At 55.3% G+C, this 12859-nt stretch carries 13 protein-coding genes; 3 read left to right on the forward strand and 10 right to left on the reverse strand.

The window, feature by feature from the left end; translation table 11 throughout:
* Nucleotides 1-61: 61 nt before the first annotated feature.
* The 4 genes from psb28 to O77CONTIG1_RS07720 all read right to left on the reverse strand — a co-directional run bounded on the left by psb28 (nucleotide 62) and on the right by O77CONTIG1_RS07720 (nucleotide 2228).
* Nucleotides 62-433: a photosystem II reaction center protein Psb28 gene (psb28, locus tag O77CONTIG1_RS07705; RefSeq protein ID WP_068509458.1), complete on the reverse strand. Its 372-nt coding sequence runs from the start codon at nucleotides 431-433 to the stop codon at nucleotides 62-64.
* Between the two features lie 340 nt (nucleotides 434-773).
* A complete protein-coding gene (locus tag O77CONTIG1_RS07710; protein ID WP_068509460.1) occupies nucleotides 774-1226 on the reverse strand; it encodes a hypothetical protein in 453 nt (150 codons plus the stop codon).
* 42 nt (nucleotides 1227-1268) lie between these two features.
* A complete protein-coding gene (locus tag O77CONTIG1_RS07715; protein ID WP_068509462.1) occupies nucleotides 1269-1673 on the reverse strand; it encodes an NIL domain-containing protein in 405 nt (134 codons plus the stop codon).
* 36 nt (nucleotides 1674-1709) lie between these two features.
* The gene (locus tag O77CONTIG1_RS07720; RefSeq protein ID WP_068509464.1) at nucleotides 1710-2228 is read right to left on the reverse strand and encodes a phosphoribosyltransferase; all 519 of its coding nucleotides are present in this window, start codon (nucleotides 2226-2228) and stop codon (nucleotides 1710-1712) included.
* A gap of 244 nt (nucleotides 2229-2472) precedes the next feature.
* Between O77CONTIG1_RS07720 and O77CONTIG1_RS07725 the strand changes: the two genes are divergently transcribed.
* Nucleotides 2473-3945, forward strand: a complete 1473-nt coding sequence (locus O77CONTIG1_RS07725) for an MFS transporter (protein WP_068509466.1) — start codon at nucleotides 2473-2475, stop codon at nucleotides 3943-3945.
* Here the strand turns inward: O77CONTIG1_RS07725 and O77CONTIG1_RS07730 are convergent.
* Entirely contained in the window at nucleotides 3937-4239 is a 303-nt protein-coding gene (locus O77CONTIG1_RS07730) for a putative quinol monooxygenase (protein ID WP_084782344.1), read from the reverse strand. The two genes, O77CONTIG1_RS07725 and O77CONTIG1_RS07730, sit on opposite strands and share 9 nt — an antisense overlap.
* 118 nt (nucleotides 4240-4357) lie before the next feature.
* On the opposite strand from O77CONTIG1_RS07730, the gene O77CONTIG1_RS07735 reads away from it, so the two are divergent.
* The gene (locus tag O77CONTIG1_RS07735) at nucleotides 4358-5689 is read left to right on the forward strand and encodes a hypothetical protein (protein ID WP_068509470.1); all 1332 of its coding nucleotides are present in this window, start codon (nucleotides 4358-4360) and stop codon (nucleotides 5687-5689) included.
* A gap of 1307 nt (nucleotides 5690-6996) precedes the next feature.
* On the opposite strand, the gene O77CONTIG1_RS27805 is transcribed toward O77CONTIG1_RS07735, so the two are convergent.
* From O77CONTIG1_RS27805 to O77CONTIG1_RS07755, 5 genes are all read right to left on the reverse strand, one after another.
* A complete protein-coding gene (locus O77CONTIG1_RS27805; protein ID WP_286132604.1) occupies nucleotides 6997-7296 on the reverse strand; it encodes a hypothetical protein in 300 nt (99 codons plus the stop codon).
* Nucleotides 7182-8723 (reverse strand): L-aspartate oxidase, encoded by a 1542-nt coding sequence (nadB, locus tag O77CONTIG1_RS07740; protein ID WP_286132605.1) that lies wholly within the window; start codon nucleotides 8721-8723, stop codon nucleotides 7182-7184. Before nadB ends, O77CONTIG1_RS27805 begins: the two co-directional genes overlap by 115 nt.
* 11 nt (nucleotides 8724-8734) lie before the next feature.
* Nucleotides 8735-9166 carry a photosystem II complex extrinsic protein PsbU gene (psbU, locus tag O77CONTIG1_RS07745; RefSeq protein WP_068516217.1) on the reverse strand — a complete coding sequence of 144 codons (432 nt, stop codon included), beginning with the start codon at nucleotides 9164-9166 and terminating at the stop codon, nucleotides 8735-8737.
* 136 nt (nucleotides 9167-9302) lie between these two features.
* Nucleotides 9303-10289, reverse strand: a complete 987-nt coding sequence (locus O77CONTIG1_RS07750; protein WP_068509472.1) for an adenylate/guanylate cyclase domain-containing protein — start codon at nucleotides 10287-10289, stop codon at nucleotides 9303-9305.
* Between the two features lie 431 nt (nucleotides 10290-10720).
* Complete coding sequence (locus O77CONTIG1_RS07755) at nucleotides 10721-11554, reverse strand: DUF3120 domain-containing protein (RefSeq protein WP_225894713.1); 834 nt, start codon at nucleotides 11552-11554, stop codon at nucleotides 10721-10723.
* A gap of 370 nt (nucleotides 11555-11924) precedes the next feature.
* Here O77CONTIG1_RS07755 and O77CONTIG1_RS07760 point away from each other — a divergent pair, with 370 nt between their 5' ends.
* On the forward strand, nucleotides 11925-12827 hold the full coding sequence (locus O77CONTIG1_RS07760; protein WP_084782347.1) for an undecaprenyl-diphosphate phosphatase: 903 nt from the start codon (nucleotides 11925-11927) through the stop codon (nucleotides 12825-12827).
* The last annotated feature ends 32 nt before the right edge of the window (nucleotides 12828-12859 follow it).

Raw genomic sequence — 12859 nt, forward strand, 5'->3', positions numbered from 1 at the left:
TTGAACTGCGCCAAACTATGCCAAACTGCGCCGAGATGCGCTGAACTACGCTGCTGCGCCATTATCCTTCACCTTTGCCCTGATATTCCATGCCGTTCGCCTCGGCATAGCGATTCATAAATCGCATAAACCGCGCCCAATGTTCCTCGCGGATTAGCTCAAAGCGGCATTCCACCCGCTTTAGCTCGTCACCTTCGTCGCCGCCAAAGATAAACTTCACGCTGTCGGGTTCGATCTCGATGCGGCCTTCTTCGTCTGTCAGGCGCAGGGCTTTGTTAAAGCGACTGGTAAAGCTCTGAAACCGCTCAATGGACTTAAGCTGCTCGAAGGTCATGACGACAAACTGAGCGCCCGTCGCGCGATCGCGCCTCAGGCTCACGCCGCTCAGGTCTTCGGGAATGCCTTCAAAAAATTCAATCGTCGGTAGGGTCATGAGGATTGGGGATTGGAGATTGGGGAATTTGGCGCAGAACATCTAGCAACTTGCCCGCCTTACAAGCTCCCATCTCTATCATCAACCATCCCATTGGGAAAAGAATCCGTCTGGGGGCAACCCCCAGCATTTGATGCGCCGCGCCACCACGTATCAAAAACCGTAACGTCGCTCTGGGAGAGCGTTTCCCAGCTTAGATTAAGAGTGTTCACTCCTCATGCGCTCAGCAGCTTCGTCGGGTTCGTCGGGGCTGCTGTTTATTTCTAAGGGATTTACAGAGGGATTTGCACCTGAGACTGGCGCAGCGATTCCGATGCTGTAGTCGAACTGGCGGGGGCAGTTATCTCCCCAACGGCCAGACCTGGAGCAGTCGGTTTGCGGGAGCAGGCAGCGTCGTTTCAGCCGTCCACCCAATCGACAAGCCAATGACCGAAATCGCAGTCAGCACGCCGAGGGACTGCCAGCGGCCTAGCTTGGCCTGCTGCAAATCGAGCCGTGCCAGAATCTCCGCCGCAACTACCACCAGGATGTATTCAAAGACGTGATACCAGACGAGGATGACGGCGATCGACATTGCCCCCAGCAGCACCAGCGAAAAATAGCCCAGGCTGGACCGGAGCCAATTTCTGATGAAGCGCCGCAGTCCCCGTGACCAAGTTGTAAGCAAGAGTGCCTGCCCAAGTGCAAAGATCATCGCCAGCGCCCAAGCGACCCAGTTTTCGGTGTTGTGATAGAGGAACCAGCTAAAGCTAGTGTAAGCTGCCAACAGCAGCGGTAGAGAAACCCAGAGCATGAGCGATGGGGTAAAACGCTGAACCACGTTTCTACAGGTTACCTACAGATTAGTGGAGATTGCCTGCACCGGGCAGGCAGGGATGCACTGTTCACAAACAATGCAGCGCGATCGCCCGAAATTGAGCCGGAAGGTCTGTGGGTCGAGGCTCAGCGCTTCCGTTGGGCAGACCCCCGTGCAGAGGCCGCAGTGGACGCACAGGTCTTCATCAATCAGGATTTCGCGGCTGGCGGTGGAAATGCCAATATCCTGCGATCGCAGCCAGTCCAGCGCTGCATCCAGCTGATCAATATCGCCCGACAGCTCCACTACCAGCGTCCCGATTTGATTCGGCGCGACCTGGGCGCGGATGATGTTGGCAGCCACGTTGAAATCCTTTGCCAGCCGATAGGTGACGGGCATGTGAACCGAGCGCTTGGGAAAGGTGAGGGTGACGCGCTTTTTCACAGATCTTTCACAGGTGACTCCCTAGCCTCGATTAGGCTAGGCCGGAGCAGACAGCTTTGCGGCCAGTTCTTCGGCAGTGGTGTTTTCGTAATACTCAAAGGGCTGATGAATCCAAGGGTTGTCTTCCAGGTAGTCCACGTAGTAATCCGGCTGGAAAATGGAGCAGGCTTTGTACCAGAGAACGCCAGTCCGCATCTCGTCAATATAAAAGCCGTAGTTGTGATTCAGCCATTCGACGCTGCGCTTAAGGCTGACCCCCGAATCGACCAGATCATCGACCAGCAGAACGTGGCTGCCCAGGTTAGGCGTGGTCATGGCCAGGTCGCGAGAGAAGGTGATGGCTCCGCGCGATCGCCCGCCTGGCCCATGATAGGAAGCCGTAGACAAAATCGCCAGCGGCAGGTCAAACACCCGCGACAGCAGATCGCCAACTCGCAGACCGCCCCGCGCAATGCAAACAATCTGGTTAAACTCCCAGTCGGATTCATAAACCTTAACGGCAAGCTGTTCGATCAGGCGATGATAGTCGGGCCACGAGACGTAGAGATCTGACATGGGAAAAAATCAGAGGATGAGTGGGATGAAAACGAGCAGACGGGCAGGTTTACTTTAGGATTAAGGTTGCATCATGGCAGCCTGCATACTAAAACGGCTTGCCTAGAACCGCTTCCTCAGACAGGCGATCGCCCGCCACATAAGGCCTAGATGATGAGCATCCTACAATTTGCTGGCTAAAATCAAGCTGCCAGCGAATTCCCTCAGCGTAATTTTATTCCCCGTTTCTCAGGTTTTAGAGCCGATGAGCGAGTCTGCATCCAAACTGCCTAAATCCGCCGAAGACACCCTCAGCTTTGGCACCAAGCTGGCCTATGGGGCTGGGGATCTGGGAACTGCCATCACGGCAAATATCCTGGCCGTGTTTTTGCTGGTCTTTTTTACCAGCGTGGCAGGCATTCCAGCGGGTATCGCAGGCAGTATTCTGCTCGTCGGCAAAATCTGGGATGCGGTGAATGATCCGATAGTAGGTATTCTGAGCGATCGCACTCAGAGCCGCTGGGGCCGCCGCTACCCCTGGATTGTCGCAGGCGCAATCCCCTTCGGCATTTTCTTCTTCTTGCAGTGGATTGTGCCCCGCTTTTCCGACGATCCCACCACCAACCTGTGGGCGCTCGTGGCCTACTACATCGCCGTTTCCGTGCTGTTCAACGCTTTCTACACCGTCGTCAATCTGCCCTACACCGCCCTCACCCCCGAACTCACCGACGACTACGACGAGCGCACCAGCCTCAACAGTTTTCGCTTTATCTTTTCCATCGGCGGCAGCATTCTGTCGCTGGTGATCGTGCTGGCCATTTTCAACGCCATTCCCGACGACATCGCCCAGCAATATCGGGCGATCGGCGCAATTTGTGCAGTGATTTCGGTGCTGCCCTTTTTCTGGTGCGTGTTTGGCACTTACGGCCATGTGACGCGGCGGCAGCAGGTTCGCGGCGCAGTCGAAACCAGCATCCAGGAAATGCCCATTCTTCAGCAGCTTAAGGTGGCCTTTGCCAATCGCCCCTTTTTGTTTGTCATTGGTATCTATCTCTGCTCGTGGCTGGCGCTGCAAAACACCGTCACCATCATTCCCTACTTCGTGCGCGACTGGATGGGTCTGTCGAATGCGGTCTACACCCAGGTCGTGATGGCGGTGCAGGTAACAGCGCTGGCAATGCTGCTGGTGTGGGAGCGAATTTCGCGGCGCGTGGGCAAAAAAGCAGTCTACATCCTGGGCATGGTGCTGTGGGTGATTGCAGAAATTGGGCTGTTTTTTCTTCAGCCGGGGCAGGTGGGCTGGATGTATTTCCTGGGCATTTTGGCCGGAATGGGGGTGTCTACGGCTTACCTGATTCCCTGGTCGATGGTGCCCGACGTGATTGATCTGGACGAACTGCACACGGGGCAGCGGCGCGAGGGCGTGTTCTATAGCTTTATGGTGTTTTTGCAAAAAATGGGGCTGGCGATCGCCCTCTTCTTGGTCGGGCTGGCGCTCGATGCCTCCGGCTTTATCGAAAGCACCGCTGGCGAGGCGACCCCCATCCAGCCAGATTCAGCCCTCACCGCTATCCGCGTGATGATTGGCCCGCTGCCGGCCATCGTGCTGCTGCTGGGCATGGGGCTGGCCTATTTCTATCCCATCACCCGCGAAGTTCACGCCAACATTTTGCTGCAACTGCATGAGCGCAAGCAAGCGCTAGAAAACCCACAAAATTCCGACCCAGATCTACGCTGAAATTTTGACGTAGCTGATGATTTCAGGTGATTTTGCGAGCAGTGGGGCACACTTCGCCAGCGCCGACTGCACCGCCTCCCCTGCCAGGTGAGTGGCGATCGCCGCTTCATCCTGCCATTCTTCCATCGTCACAAATTCAGTCGAGTCCGCCGGATTTTGAAACAGGTCATAGCGAATGCATCCCGGCTCTTGCCGAGTTTGCTCAACCAGTGCCAGCAGCGCCGAGCGCAAAGCCTCCTCGCAGCCAGCCTGCGCGACAATCCGGGCAACCACATGCATAGTCGGTACCGTCATCACGAAAACCCTTGATACTTCAATGTTTCAGCCTGCTGAGTTGACCATCAGGCCAAAAATTTACCGTTAAAATAGCTAGTATCCTTCATTAGGCTGTCTGGCGCTGCGCCATCCTCTCATGGCTCCCGTTCCGTCCGAACCTCAGCCCTCTGTTCCCCAACTGTCTCCATCGGGCGTATTTTCTGAAACACCAGATAGCGCCAATCTGCCTGCCAAGTCAATTTGGGGCTGGGGTCTGGTGGGTCTGGCTTTGCTGCTGATACCCATCGGGATTGGCTCAATTGCAGTACGGGAGTTGCTGCTGCTGCCTGCGCTGCCCCGCTGCTGGAATGTTGCTCAGAGCAGTAACTCCGGATCGACTCGCGTCTATTGCGCCGAGATCTTGGCGAATAAACAGACGGTCGAAGATCTACGACGCGCCATTCAGTTGATAAATCAGGTCGATGCCGATGACCCGCTGCGCGACAAGAGCGATCGCCTGATTGAGCAATGGACTCAGGAGATTCTGCGGCTGGGGGAGGCAGAATTTCAGGCAGGCTCCCTCGATCGGGCCCGCGATATCGCCAAGCGCGTTCCGTTTCACGTCGCCACCTATGCGACAGCTGAGGCAAAAATCAAAGAATGGGAAGCAATTTGGGCAAAGGCTGAGAAAATTTACAGCGAGGTCGAAGCCGAAATCGATCAGGAAAACTGGTTTGCGGCAATGTCTGCGGCCCGAATGCTGCTGACCGTGGGCAATCAATATTGGGCAACGACTCAGTATCAAGCACTGATGCGGCTGCTGCAATCGTCTCGCGAAAGTGAAGCAACCGCAAGGCGATCGCCCAATTCAGCCAACAAGGGAGGCGGGCTGAACGATCTGATCCGTCAGTGGGAAACCGAGCAAACCAAGACAGACACAGAACGGTTAAAGACGGCCCAGGAACTGGCGCAGGGCGGCCGCGTTGAGGATTTGCGGGCCGCAGTCGATGCCGCAGAGCAGGTACTTTATGGCACGCCGCAATATGACCAGGCCCAGTCTTTGATCAACACCTGGCGACGGCAAATTGAAGCGATTGAAGATCGCCCCCGGCTGGCTCGTGCAGCTGAGTTGGCTCGCCAGGGCGATGTGCGATCGCTGGAAGCAGCCATCGACGAGGCAAACCAGATTACCTGGGGGCGATCGCTCCATGAAGAAGCTCGCGCTCAGGCCGATCGCTGGCGACAGCAGGTGCATGAGCTACGGCTAAAAGAACAGGAAGAGATGCTGCGCCAGCTTGATCGATCTGCTAGCACGGCTCCTCCCCCTTTACCTGCATCCCCACCGCCCGTTATCCCTGTCATGCCGTCCGCGCTGCCAGTATCCGAGCCCGTACTAACGCTGCCCGCAGAGGAAACGCCGCCTGCGCTGCCTGCAACGGACAGCAGGGCTTTGCCGGGCGATCGCTCTACCCCAGACGCACTGCCTTAGCCTACCAAATCTCGTCGATTTCACTCCAAAAGCAGAGCCGCAAGGTCAATCCGCAGATAGATGTCGATTCCCAGAAATCATAGAAGATAGAGTGATATCGATTTTTGATTCTGGATTTGCGAGGTTAGATTGCCTGTCAGTCGGCTGCGGGGCTGCCGGCACTCTCATGCAGATTGACGTGTTATAGCAGCTAACTGGTTGGTTAGGACATGTAGAACGGACATAGTTGCTGTTGAAGCTCGTAGTAAGGACTTAAGTCCTTACTACGAACGTCCTAACTAACCTGCGTATTGCTATAGACCGTGTTAGTGTGTTCCTGCTGGAAGAATACTCCCTTCTTTGTGATAGGTCTCTCATGCAGATTGCCGTGTTAGACCGTGTTAGACCGTGTTAAACACTGACGGTCAGTAATTTCTACCACTTGACATACAGGGGCGGAATTTAAGTAACGGATGCCACATGTATCATCAAAAGTTTCTAGAAGGCGTTAAAAGTTGTAAGAAGTGGTATTAAGTTTTCGTGAAGAACCGGAATGATCGAGTGTGACGCTGAATACCATTGGATGTAATAATTTCAGATTCAGCCAGCAGAGATTCGTTTCAGGCTCTCTTTCTCTCTTTCTAGGTTGCCTTCTCAACTGCATCAAGGGCGATCGCCAGAGATACGTAGCTCAAAGCACATACTCCAATCCGTAGCATTACGCAGATCTATCGATACTGGTATAAAATGATTCCCAGGCTTGCAGCCGATCTGGGGGTGAGGGGTTAGACCCTGCAACTACTAATTTTCTAAAGCTTTTGCTCAACCTTGCCCCGCGACTACAGAGTCAAAATTTCAGCACAAATACTTATAAAAATCAGGATATTCGGCTATACTGTCGGGTATAACTGGTGAATCTACTGTATGTCATTAGGTTCTATGGGTAGCTCCTCCAAGTTTGCAAATCCAGTCTTGCTAGCAGTTGCGCTTTCCGTGACGGCAACCTTTTCTGCGGCTGCTCAATCGATAGACCATCAGGCTGCCCACCATGGCAACACAAATGGCAGCGTATTAAGCACTCTATTCAATGTCAGCCTGCTAGCGTCCACTCATCTGAATTCGCCGGGTGCTGCGGCTTCGTTGCAGAACTCTCCATTGGATCGGGTGCGAAACCAGATTGAGCCTCAAAACTCGTCCTATGATCCACCCGTGCAAGGGGGCCCCCAGAGTTCGCAGGGTTCTGGAACTCGGTAGACGTGCAGGGTGGGCACAAGTCCTTGACGTAGGGCCTGATGCCCGGCTTTGTGGAATGTCCCATCAAGACTCAATTAAGGCCCGACCGGCGACTTCCACCAGCGCTCAGCTTGAATTAGCGTGTGGGCTTGCCAATCTACATTGTCCGAATGCGGATAGTCTGAGCGATAGTGTCCGCCCCGGCTTTCGGTTCGGAAGGCGGCACTTTTGACTAGTAAGTATGCTACGTCCAGGAGATTGCGTGTTTCTCCCCCAGGCTCTAACCTGACGGGGGGGTAAGCCCTATGTTTTCGAGCGAGACAGAAGCTTCTAGGTCTAGAGAACAGCGGCTGAGAAACTGGCTCAGCGGCAAGTCGGAAAGCTGGAGCCGCCATTTCTGAATTTGGGCGATCGCCCCTTCCAGTGACTGCTGTTCTCGACAGATGCCTGCTGTTTGCCACACCAGCAGCGGCAGGTTCTGGCGAATGGTTTGGAGGGTCGAGTGCTGAGACTCCCAATTAGCGATCGCGCTGTTCGGAGGCACCTCCGGCGAGTTCCCTGGACTGTGGGTGCAGGGGGCGATCGCCTCCGGTACAATCCCCTGTATTCCGTTTGCGGGCAGCACCAGATGCTTGAGCTGTGCCCCAAACACCAGGCACTCCAGCAGCGAGTTGCTAGCCAGCCGATTTGCCCCATGTACACCCGTGCTAGAGGTTTCGCCGACGGCATACAGCCCCGCAATCGAGGTCTGGCTGTGGAGATCCGTCAGCACGCCCCCCATCCAGTAATGAGCCGCTGGCGCGACGGGCACGGGCGCTTGAAATACATCCACCCCCCACTGCCGACAAACCTGCACGATGTTGGGAAAGCGCCGCTGAATCGTTTCAGACGGAATGGGGCGCAGATCCAGCCAGACATATCCATGCGCTGGGTCAGGATGATGAGTTTGCAGATAGTTAAAGATTGCGCGGCTCACCACATCTCGCGGGGCCAGTTCGCCCTCAGGATGATAGTCAAAGGCAAATCGCCGTCCCTGGTCGTCGATCAGGTGGGCCCCCTCGCCGCGCACGGCCTCGCTCACCAGAAATCGTGGCGCACCGGGCTTTGTAAGCGCCGTTGGATGAAATTGGACAAATTCTAAATCACGCAGCACTGCCCCGCCCCGCCAGGCCATTGCCACACCGTCGCCTGTGCTGAGGGCTGGATTCGTAGTTTGGGCAAAGACCTGTCCGCCGCCGCCCGTCGCCAGCACCACGGCTCCAGCGGCTATCCGACAGACTTGCCCCTCTACTATCGCTACTATACCCAGACAGCGATCGCCCGCCGCCGTCAGCCATAGGTCAAGCGCAAAGCTCTGGCTCATGACGTGAATGTTCGACCGCTGAATCACCTGTTCCGCCAGGATAGACACTACAGCCCGTCCAGTGGTGTCGGCTGCGTGTAGCACTCGCCGTCGCGAGTGGGCCGCCTCCAGCGTCATAGCCAGGTCGGCTCCATGTCGATCAAACAAAACCCCCATAGTCAAAAGATCCCGAATACAGTCGGGAGCCTGTTGCACCATGAGGGTCACAGCTTGGCGATCGCACAGCCCTGCGCCTGCCCGCAGCGTGTCTTCGATGTGTAGTTCTGGCGAGTCATCTGCCGCCATTGGCGCAGCAATGCCGCCTTGTGCCCATTCACTAGCCGAGGTGAGCAACTCGTCTTTGGTAATTAGTCCGACGCGAAAGTGGGTCGGTAAACACAGCGACGTGTAAAGTCCGGCTGCTCCCGCGCCAACGACTAAGACATCAAACTGGCGAGCAAAAGAAGACGACGAGGACAACTGCGGTCTGCCTAGCGGTAAATGCCGTTGTTAAAGCGATCGCCCCCTTCTACAAGCGCATCGAGTGGCGGGCTAACCGCAAAGTTGCTGAGGTTGTTCTTCAGAATTTCTTTTTGCGCCTCGGTCAGCCCCGGCATTTTCAGCACGTCTTCCACGCTGTCAAAGGGGGCATTCTTGAGAATCATCCGGGCCAGAGTCGGGTACATGCCAGGATACTGCATGAACGCCCGGACGTTGGTGTTATTCAAGTCAATTTTTTTGCCAAAGTCGGTCGCCAGCTTGTCGTCCATCGCATTGCGGAATTGCTGTTCTGCCAGCACAGGCGATGGATTGAAGGACAGGGGGCTGAGCGAAGCTGCGATCGCCGTCTGAGGCGAACCCAGCCACCCCCAAGAGGTGAGCATTAGACCCAGAATCATCAACACGCCAACCAGTCGCTTCATCAGTCGAATCCCTTCCAACTACAGTTCTCCAAAGTTCTCCAAATCAGCAGTCCAATGAGAGCTACTTCATAGCTCTCAACAACACAGCTTTAACAGCCTCATAATTAGAGACTACCACTTTGGGGGGAGTATCGCCCTAGATCTTGCTGCTCAGCTTCAAAAACGTATCCAGATCGGTGAAGGAGCCAGCATAGGTGACGGTCGGCGTGTCGTAGCCCTTGAGGCTAACGGTGTATTGCTTAAACAAATTGGGGTTGGCGATCGCCCCGGCCAGGTATTGATACGTCGTTTCACCCAGAGCCACGTCCATACCAATTTGCTTGGTAGACGATTCCAGTCGGAAGGCGGCATTCACCGTGTCGCCTAGGGCGGTGTAGTCGGGGCGATCGCCCGTGCCCGTGTTGCCCACCATCGCATAGCCCGTGTTTAGCCCCGCACCCACCCGCAGTGGAAACGGCAGTGGATAGCGCTCGTGCAAGCGGCTGGTCATTTTGTGCAGGGCGCTGAGGGCGCGGGCAATTCGCACCATTTCGTCAGGCGTGATGCCCTGCGCCCCGTGAATCCAGACCGCCATGATCGCATCGCCGATATATTTATCGACCCAGCTTCCGTATTCGCGAATGATGTCGCCCGCGCAGCGAAACCAGGTGCCGATCACCTCTGAGAGAATTTTTTCGTCAAGCTGGCGTGTCATCACTGTAAAGTCGCGAATATCGACCACTAGCACCGAGATGAGCCGCCGGACGTGGAGGGTGGCAGTGGCGGTAAATTCCTGCGAGTCTACGCCCACGGAGGAATCGTGCAGATGCGACAGTTCGGGAGAGTAAAACTCCAGTTCGGTCTGCCCAAAAGTGAGGCGATCGCCATTATGCAACGTTACCGGCACACTCACCCGCCGACCATTGACAAACGAGCCGTTGCGGCTACCCAGATCAATCAGGTAAAACTCACCTGTCTCCATGCGTTGCAGCATGGCATGGTTGCGCGAAATCCAGCGATCGGGCAGCACAAAATTGTTATCGTCTCCTCGTCCAATCGTCCAACAGTTGTTGTTCGTAAGTGAGAGGTAACGATTGCCAGCGTCGGTTCGTAATATCAGATGGGGAATGGGTTGGGCAGTCACTGACAAAGATGAGAAACCGCTAAATCTTTCCCAAAGAGATGCATCCTGGTAAGTCTGGCACGCTGTGTCAGCGAAGGGCCAGCCGAGCCAGAGGCGCTCCAGAAACAACCTTGCAGATGTTCTGTAGAGGCTCCATCGAAGCTCTAAATCACCCTGAGTGAGAACCGCCAGTGGTCTTAGCCCGTTTGCACCATGTCAACAAACCCCAAGTCTCTTAAAGAGGCTTAAGAGAGGCTTGCAGCACTCTGCCAACGATGCGCTGCAATTGAGGACACCCATTTGCCTGGAAACTTCGCAACATCCAGCATTTGCGCCCATAGACTGCAACGACAATTGGCTAACTCACTCCTGCAACTCAACCATGCGACCCTGGTAATGCTACCAAAGCCACACTACTAAGTTAGCCCAGGATACTCAAATCATATCCTCAGTCAGGCAGCAGTCGCCGCTAACCAGAATAAGCCATCTACCAAAAGAGTGCTCAAAATGGCTCCTCCAAAGCTCCACCCGTGGAGTGATCGCAACCGTAAAGGCGCGAACCCCAGCATCACCAGCAGCCCCACCAGCAGCAGCGCGAAGCCACCACCCCAGGGCGTATACATCTGATGAAGGGCTGCCTGGAGAACCGTTCCGGTGGCACTCGCGTCTGACTGCATTAATTGTCGCCAATAGGGAACCAGATCGACCAGGTAGAAATACAGATCCGTAATTGCGGTTCCCAGCAGCGACCCCAGGTAGAACCAGCGCCCTATTTTATGTTTTGCCCTATGGAGGCCAGGCAAGATGAATGGCAGACCCAGCGCCTCGACGGGGAGATGGTAAAACGGCTCCCAGCGCAGCCAGCCCCAATAAATTGAACCGGCAAGCCAGGTCCAGGCAAAGCCAATCAGCAAGTCACCCCAAAGTTTTGTGGTCGGCTGGCGCAAGAGCGATCGCCCCAGTCCAACCCAGAGCAGTGTCATCCCCAGGCTCAGCCAGGGAAATAACTGCACCAGCGGTGCCTGAAAAAACACCGGAACCGAGACTAAGAAGATAGATGCCGAAAAAACTGCGAGATGAGCCGTGTAGTCGGCTTGACGCTCCGCTGCTTGAGGTTCTGCGGCAAGATCGCCGGGGAGGGCAGCAGGCAGACCCGAAGGCACGAACGGCAAACGAACCGGCAGAATCGCTGATTCAGCGGCTGAGTCGGCAGTAGATTCAACAATGGACTCGGCGAGGTAAAGAGAGCGATCGCGCGGTGTAATGGAAACCAACTTTAATACCAACGATTCTTAATGCTTTTCATTTAGTTTACGTTATTTAACACATTGAGGAAAGCCTTGGAGCGATGTAGACAGAGGGTTAGTTGAGGCAGATTATTGAGTTTAGCCAGGATTTAGCCCTCGCGATCACGGCCCTAGTGCTGGCACTTTGTGCAGGATTCTATCCAGGACTTTATAAAGGATTTACTGAGATTTACAGCCTGTTTACCAAGCAAGGGGACTGGAAGCCGAGGAATCGCGCTTGACTCGGCTAAGATGTGGTGGAGTTTTAGAGATTAAGCGCATGGAGTTGATTAACCTGCCTCTGCTTTCAGCCTGGCGTGTGTTCCCACAGGGTGGACCCTTTGCAACAGTCTCAGGCGTTTCTCAAGGGATGCAGGCAGGAGTCGCAGGCATTGTACAGGGCTGGCCCCCGCTGGCGATCGCCCAATCTGCTGCTCCAGATGCCGCTGCGGAGCCAGGTCTGTTGACCAGTACCTTCCAAGCCATTGTGCTGGGGCTGGTGCAGGGAATCACAGAATTTTTGCCCATCAGCAGCACCGCGCATCTGCTGATTTTTACAAAAATCTTGGGCTGGTCGGCCGTAGGCGAAAAGTATTTCGTAGACGCAATCCAGTTTGGCAGCGTGATTGCTGTGTTGATGTACTTCTGGCAAGACATTCGCCAGATTCTCGGCGGCGCGTGGACTGCCCTCCAGCAAAAGGACTGGCAGCGCGAGGAGTGGAAGATTCTGGTGGGGATCGCTGTGGGCACGATTCCGGCACTGGTGTTTGGCTACCTGTTTCGCGATGCCATTCCCGAAAGTGCGCTTGTGATTGCGGTGGTGTCGATTGTGATGTCTTTGCTGTTGGGCTTGGCCGAGAAAATTGGCAGCCGCAAGCGCGGGTTCGATAATTTATCGATTTTGGACGGGCTGCTGGTGGGATTGGGGCAAACGCTGGCGCTGGTGCCCGGTGTGTCTCGCTCTGGCTCCACCCTGACGACGGGTCTGTTTCTGGGGCTAGAGCGACAGACCGCTGCCCGCTTCTCCTTTTTGCTGGGTATTCCCACGCTGGCGATCGCCACGCTCTATCAGTCCACCAAAGCCTTTGACAACGTCGATCGGCTGCTGCCGCTGGTGGCGGGGATCATTTCCACCTTTGTGTTTTCCTATCTGGCAATCGCCTGGCTGCTGCGCTATCTCCAGCGCAAAAGCACCTGGGTCTTCGTCTGGTATCGCCTCGCCTTTGGGGCCACGATTTTGCTCTCGCTGGTAGCAGGGCTGATTCGAGAATAGGGGCGTGAATCAAAGGGAGCGGCAGAGAATGG

The sequence above is a fragment of the Leptolyngbya sp. O-77 genome (genome assembly GCF_001548395.1).
GTDB lineage: Bacteria > Cyanobacteriota > Cyanobacteriia > Elainellales > Elainellaceae > Thermoleptolyngbya.

Excerpts from the sequence above, each read along its gene's own strand:
- O77CONTIG1_RS07710 (WP_068509460.1), bottom strand. The coding sequence starts at position 1,226 with ATGCTCTGGGTTTCTCTACCGCTGCTGTTGGCAGCTTACACTAGCTTT.
- O77CONTIG1_RS07720 (WP_068509464.1), bottom strand. The coding sequence starts at position 2,228 with ATGTCAGATCTCTACGTCTCGTGGCCCGACTATCATCGCCTGATCGAA.
- O77CONTIG1_RS07725 (WP_068509466.1), top strand. The coding sequence starts at position 2,473 with ATGAGCGAGTCTGCATCCAAACTGCCTAAATCCGCCGAAGACACCCTC.
- O77CONTIG1_RS27805 (WP_286132604.1), bottom strand. The coding sequence starts at position 7,296 with ATGGCGGCTCCAGCTTTCCGACTTGCCGCTGAGCCAGTTTCTCAGCCG.
- O77CONTIG1_RS07735 (WP_068509470.1), top strand. The coding sequence starts at position 4,358 with ATGGCTCCCGTTCCGTCCGAACCTCAGCCCTCTGTTCCCCAACTGTCT.
- psbU (WP_068516217.1), bottom strand. The coding sequence starts at position 9,166 with ATGAAGCGACTGGTTGGCGTGTTGATGATTCTGGGTCTAATGCTCACC.
- O77CONTIG1_RS07730 (WP_084782344.1), bottom strand. The coding sequence starts at position 4,239 with ATGACGGTACCGACTATGCATGTGGTTGCCCGGATTGTCGCGCAGGCT.
- O77CONTIG1_RS07760 (WP_084782347.1), top strand. The coding sequence starts at position 11,925 with ATGCAGGCAGGAGTCGCAGGCATTGTACAGGGCTGGCCCCCGCTGGCG.
- psb28 (WP_068509458.1), bottom strand. The coding sequence starts at position 433 with ATGACCCTACCGACGATTGAATTTTTTGAAGGCATTCCCGAAGACCTG.